This is a genomic window from Pseudomonas sp. (assembly GCF_036387035.1).
Classification (GTDB): domain Bacteria; phylum Pseudomonadota; class Gammaproteobacteria; order Pseudomonadales; family Pseudomonadaceae; genus Aquipseudomonas.
Map to the genome: position 1 here is coordinate 1 of NZ_DASVUM010000244.1, position 4,438 is coordinate 4,438.

Below are 4,438 nucleotides of genomic sequence, written 5' to 3' on the forward strand. Positions count from 1 at the left end.
ATCAATCGCTGGAAGACCACCCAGCCAGAACAACGCCCACACCGCCGCCACAAAATGCCCCAGCAGACGCCACCGTGCCGCAATATGGCCGTGGTCGTCGAGAAAGCCCAACGCCGCGATCAAAGCGCCCGCGCCAAACAGGGCCAGAAACAGATCCCGCCCCAGCGACCCGGCATACAGCATGCAGACCAACGCTACCAGATAGCTGATGACAATCGCCACACCGCCGCCGCGCGGGGTCGGCAGGGTGTGCGAGCTTCTGCCGTTGGGGATATCGAGCAAGCTTTTGTGCAGCGCATACCGTCGCAGTACATGCGTCAGCGCAAACGAAAATACGACAACAGCAACCGCGACCCACCAATAATTCATGCTCGATCCGTAACCAGAAAATGCTCGACGGTCTTCTTCAGCCCGTCTTCAACCGAAACAGCGGGCTGCCACTGCAGCCGTTCGCGGTTTTTGCTGATGTCCACCCGCAGCGAACCCAGGACCCGCTCGGCCGCCGATTTGCGCCCCAACAGTGTGGCGCCGAGCATGATAAGGGATTCGGGGACGGGAATGAGCCAGCCCGAGGCGCGCATGTGCGATTTGAGGCGGCGGGCCAGTTCGGTCGTGGAGAGGTCCTGGCCATCACTGACAAGAAACACTTGGTTCGCCGCGCCAGGATGATCGATGCACACGCGGATCAAGTCGATCAGGTTATCCAGCGAAACGAGGCTGCGTGCATTGTTCACTGCGCCCAGTGGCAACGGTACGCCTTTGCGCAGCGTGCGCATCAGCTGCAGGAAGTTGGCTTTCACGCCAGGCCCGTACACCAGCACCGGACGGATGATCACCACCTCCATCGCCGAGCTGTTTGCCAGCGTCAGAAGGCCCTGTTCGGCCTCGTGTTTGGAGATCGCGTAGGGATCGCTCGGATTCGGAGCATCGTCCGGACGAAAGCACTCGCCCCGTGCAGTCGATTCGCCGCAGACTTTGATCGTACTGATGAAAATGAAACGCCGAACGCCTGCTGCAGCGGCCTGCTCAGCCAGATTCAGCGTGCCGAGGGTGTTGACCTCTCGGTACAGCGCAAGCGGGTCACCTGCGGTGTCGTGCATCACATGCACCCGTGCGGCCGCGTGCACGACCGTGTCGACGCCCTCCAGCAGCGCGTGCCAGGGAGTATCGGCGTTCAGCGCAGCTATGGTGCCCGTCGTTACGTTTGAGAAAGCGGTGCGCGTCTCGCGTCTGCTGATCGCGATGACGTGTGCGCCTGGAAGCTGTGCAAGGTGGTCAACCAGCGCTGTGCCTAAAAATCCCGAACTCCCTGTCACCAGGATTTTTCTGGTCATATTCAATCCATGCACATAATAATTTGCGGCCCATCAAGGCAGCCATTGCGAGCCAGCCGGGCCATTGTAGCGGATTGGCGTGCGGCCCTCACACTCACTGAGCGGGACCGCACGCCGGGTGCATCACTTACCGTTGATCAGCGCTTCAATCTCTTTGACCTTGGCCGCAACCAGCGCCGGGTCACGACGGCTTTCAACGTTCAGGCGCAGCAACGGCTCGGTGTTCGAACCGCGCAGGTTGAAACGCCATTCGGCGAACTCCAGACTGATGCCGTCGGTCTTGTCGATGTTCGAGCAAGACGGCGTGTAGTGCTCCAGGATCTTGGCGATGATGGATTTGACGTCTTCGACCTTGTAGTTGATTTCGCCGCTGCACGGGTAGGCGGCCATGCGCTCATCCACCAACTGGGAGAATTTCTTGCCGGAAACGGACATCAGCGCGGCGACCAACAGCCACGGGATCATGCCACTGTCGCAGTAGGCAAAATCACGGAAGTAATGGTGCGCGCTCATCTCGCCGCCATAGACGGCGTCTTCAAGGCGCATGCGCTCCTTGATGAAGGCGTGCCCGGTTTTGCACAGCACCGGCGTACCGCCCGCTTGCTCCACTTGATCGATGGTGTTCCAGGTCAGACGTGGGTCGTGAATGATCTTCGAGCCAGGGTGTTGCTTGAGCAACATCTCGGCCAGCAGGCCCACCAGGTAGTAGCCTTCGACGAAACGGCCCTGCTCGTCAAAGAAGAAGCAGCGGTCGAAGTCGCCATCCCACGCCAGGCCAAGGTCGCAACCGTGCTTAAGCAGCGCGTCGCGGGTAATGCTGCGGTTTTCCGGCAGCAGCGGGTTCGGCACGCCGTTGGGGAAGTTGCCATCGGGTTCGGCGTTGATGATGACCCACTCGAACGGCAGCTGGGAGCGGATAGCTTCAAGCGCAGGGCCAACGGCGCCATTGCCCGGATCGGCAAGGATCTTCAGGGGGCGAAGCTCGGCATCCTTGACGTACGTCAGCAGGTGCTCAATGTAGGCCGTCTTGTCCGGCCGGGACTGGACGCTGCCGGGCTGAGCGGCAACCTCGCCGAAATCGCCGGCATCGACGCGCTGGCGAATGGCATCAAGCCCGGTGTCACCGCTGATGGGCCGCGACGATTTCTGAACCAGTTTCATGCCGTTATAACCCTTGGGGTTATGACTGGCCGTGACCATCACGCCACCGTCTGCTTCGTAGTGGCTGGTGGCAAAGTAGACTTCTTCGGTGCCGCACAGGCCGATGTCGATGACATCGGCGCCGGCTTCCTGGATGCCTTTGATCAACGCCTGAGCCAGGGCGGGGCTTTCAAGACGCATGTCTCGGCCCACCACGATATGCCTGGCGCCCAGTTCAACCACCATGGACCGGCCGATGCGGTACGCGATGTCGTCATCTAGATCATTAGGCACTTGACCACGAATGTCGTAGGCCTTGAAGCAGCGGGTCTGAAGAGCGGGAAAGTCGGAATTCATGTGTAAAAACCTATGCGACGAAAAAACCCGAAGGTTCCTCTGTTCAGTAGAAGCAGCTCGACGGACGAACTGCACGCAACCCTCGCGCCTGAAAGCTTGAGGCGTGGGTTAGGCATTAAAAAAGGAGATTAGTTATAGGCGCGCTTGTAATTATCTTCAACGCAAGCGTTGAGGGAGTTGGCGCGCAGGGATTTTATCAGGGCAGACGTGACGCTTTGGGCTTCCTGCGCAGACGCGCGACTGAAACCAACAGCGGGCCAATCAACATGCCCACCAACAGCGCAAGGATCACCGGCACGGCGACAGGCAACTCGGGCGCATTCCAGCCGAAGAATACCAGTGCAGCGGCCTGTTGGTTTTCCAGCACAAATACAACTATCGCCGCTGCGATCAACAGGGCGATAACTAAAAAGATCAGACGCTTCACATTTCGCATGAAAACTCCTCAAAGAGCTATTGGAGCTCATGCTCCTCTTCTTCGTTCACCCGGTCGCGGAGCTCTTTGCCTGGCTTGAAGTGAGGGACGAACTTGCCGTCGAGACTGACAGACTGACCTGTCTTGGGATTACGGCCTACACGAGGCGCGCGATAGTGCAGAGAGAAGCTGCCGAAACCGCGTATTTCAATACGGTCCCCCGTCGCCAGGCACTGCGACATCTGCTCAAGCATGGTCTTGATGGCCAGCTCCACATCCTTGGATGAGAGCAGTCCTTGATGGGTGACAATTCGTTCGATCAACTCCGACTTCGTCATATTTTTCCCTTCTTTTTCAAGCAGCTAGGTAAAGCGCTTTGAAGGTTTTAGCATGACCTGAAGCTTTTGAACAGTCCGTCTCCTGACTTAAATCAGCCAGGCTTGAAGATCATCAACGCCGTACCGCTGAATCCCCCATGAACCGTGGCGCAGGGCTGTCTTGCGCGTCGCTGGCGCCCGGAATCGCGAGCGCTGGCAGAACGAGCCTCATGAATACGCACCCACAAAAAAGGGCGACCGAAGTCGCCCTTTTTGAATGGTCAGACAGAACTCAGTTCTGTTTTTCCATTTGCGCACGCAGCAGGTCACCCAGAGTGGTAGGACCAGTGCTTTCAGCGGTTTCAGGCTTGCTACGCAGGCTCTGAATCGCTTCTTTCTCGTCTTCAACGTCTTTCGACTTGATGGACAAGCTGATCACGCGGCTCTTGCGGTCAACGCTGATGATCTTGGCTTCGATCTCTTCGCCTTCTTTCAGAACGTTGCGCGCGTCTTCAACGCGGTCACGGCTGATTTCGGAGGCTTTGAGGGTCGCTTCGATGTCGTCGGCCAGAGTGATGATGGCGCCTTTGGCGTCAACTTCTTTAACGATACCGCGAACGATAGCGCCTTTGTCATTGACAGTGACGTACTCGGAGAACGGATCGCTTTCCAGCTGCTTGATGCCCAGCGAGATACGCTCACGCTCTGGATCAACCGACAGGATCACGGTGTCAAGCTCGTCGCCCTTCTTGAAACGACGTACGGCTTCTTCGCCCACTTCGTTCCAGGAGATGTCGGACAGGTGAACCAGGCCGTCGATGCCGCCGTCCAGACCAATGAAGATACCGAAATCGGTGATCGACTTGATGGTGCCG

At 58.2% G+C, this 4,438-nt stretch carries 5 protein-coding genes and 1 pseudogene; all 6 read right to left on the reverse strand.

All coding sequences use genetic code 11. The features are described 5' to 3' along the window. Nucleotides 1-369, reverse strand: a pseudogene (locus VF672_RS22475) (glycosyl transferase); the annotation flags it as partial. Then, on the reverse strand, nt 366-1,334 hold the full coding sequence (locus VF672_RS22480) for an SDR family oxidoreductase (protein ID WP_331107032.1): 969 nt from the start codon (nt 1,332-1,334) through the stop codon (nt 366-368). The pseudogene VF672_RS22475 and the gene VF672_RS22480, both read right to left, overlap by 4 nt. 123 nt (nt 1,335-1,457) lie before the next feature. Beyond that, a complete protein-coding gene (locus VF672_RS22485; RefSeq protein ID WP_331107034.1) occupies nt 1,458-2,831 on the reverse strand; it encodes a phosphomannomutase in 1,374 nt (457 codons plus the stop codon). A gap of 196 nt (nt 2,832-3,027) precedes the next feature. Beyond that, nucleotides 3,028-3,267 (reverse strand): lipopolysaccharide assembly protein LapA domain-containing protein, encoded by a 240-nt coding sequence (locus VF672_RS22490; protein WP_331107036.1) that lies wholly within the window; start codon nt 3,265-3,267, stop codon nt 3,028-3,030. A 17-nt stretch (nt 3,268-3,284) separates the two neighbouring features. Beyond that, entirely contained in the window at nt 3,285-3,584 is a 300-nt protein-coding gene (gene ihfB / locus VF672_RS22495) for an integration host factor subunit beta (protein ID WP_037011901.1), read from the reverse strand. A 271-nt stretch (nt 3,585-3,855) separates the two neighbouring features. After that, nucleotides 3,856-4,438 (reverse strand): S1 RNA-binding domain-containing protein (locus tag VF672_RS22500; RefSeq protein WP_331107040.1); only part of this gene is annotated, 583 nt, incomplete at its 5' end.

Coding starts and splice junctions, on each gene's coding strand:
- VF672_RS22490 (WP_331107036.1), bottom strand. CDS start 3,267: ATGCGAAATGTGAAGCGTCTGATCTTTTTAGTTATCGCCCTGTTGATC.
- VF672_RS22480 (WP_331107032.1), bottom strand. CDS start 1,334: ATGACCAGAAAAATCCTGGTGACAGGGAGTTCGGGATTTTTAGGCACA.
- ihfB (WP_037011901.1), bottom strand. CDS start 3,584: ATGACGAAGTCGGAGTTGATCGAACGAATTGTCACCCATCAAGGACTG.
- VF672_RS22485 (WP_331107034.1), bottom strand. CDS start 2,831: ATGAATTCCGACTTTCCCGCTCTTCAGACCCGCTGCTTCAAGGCCTAC.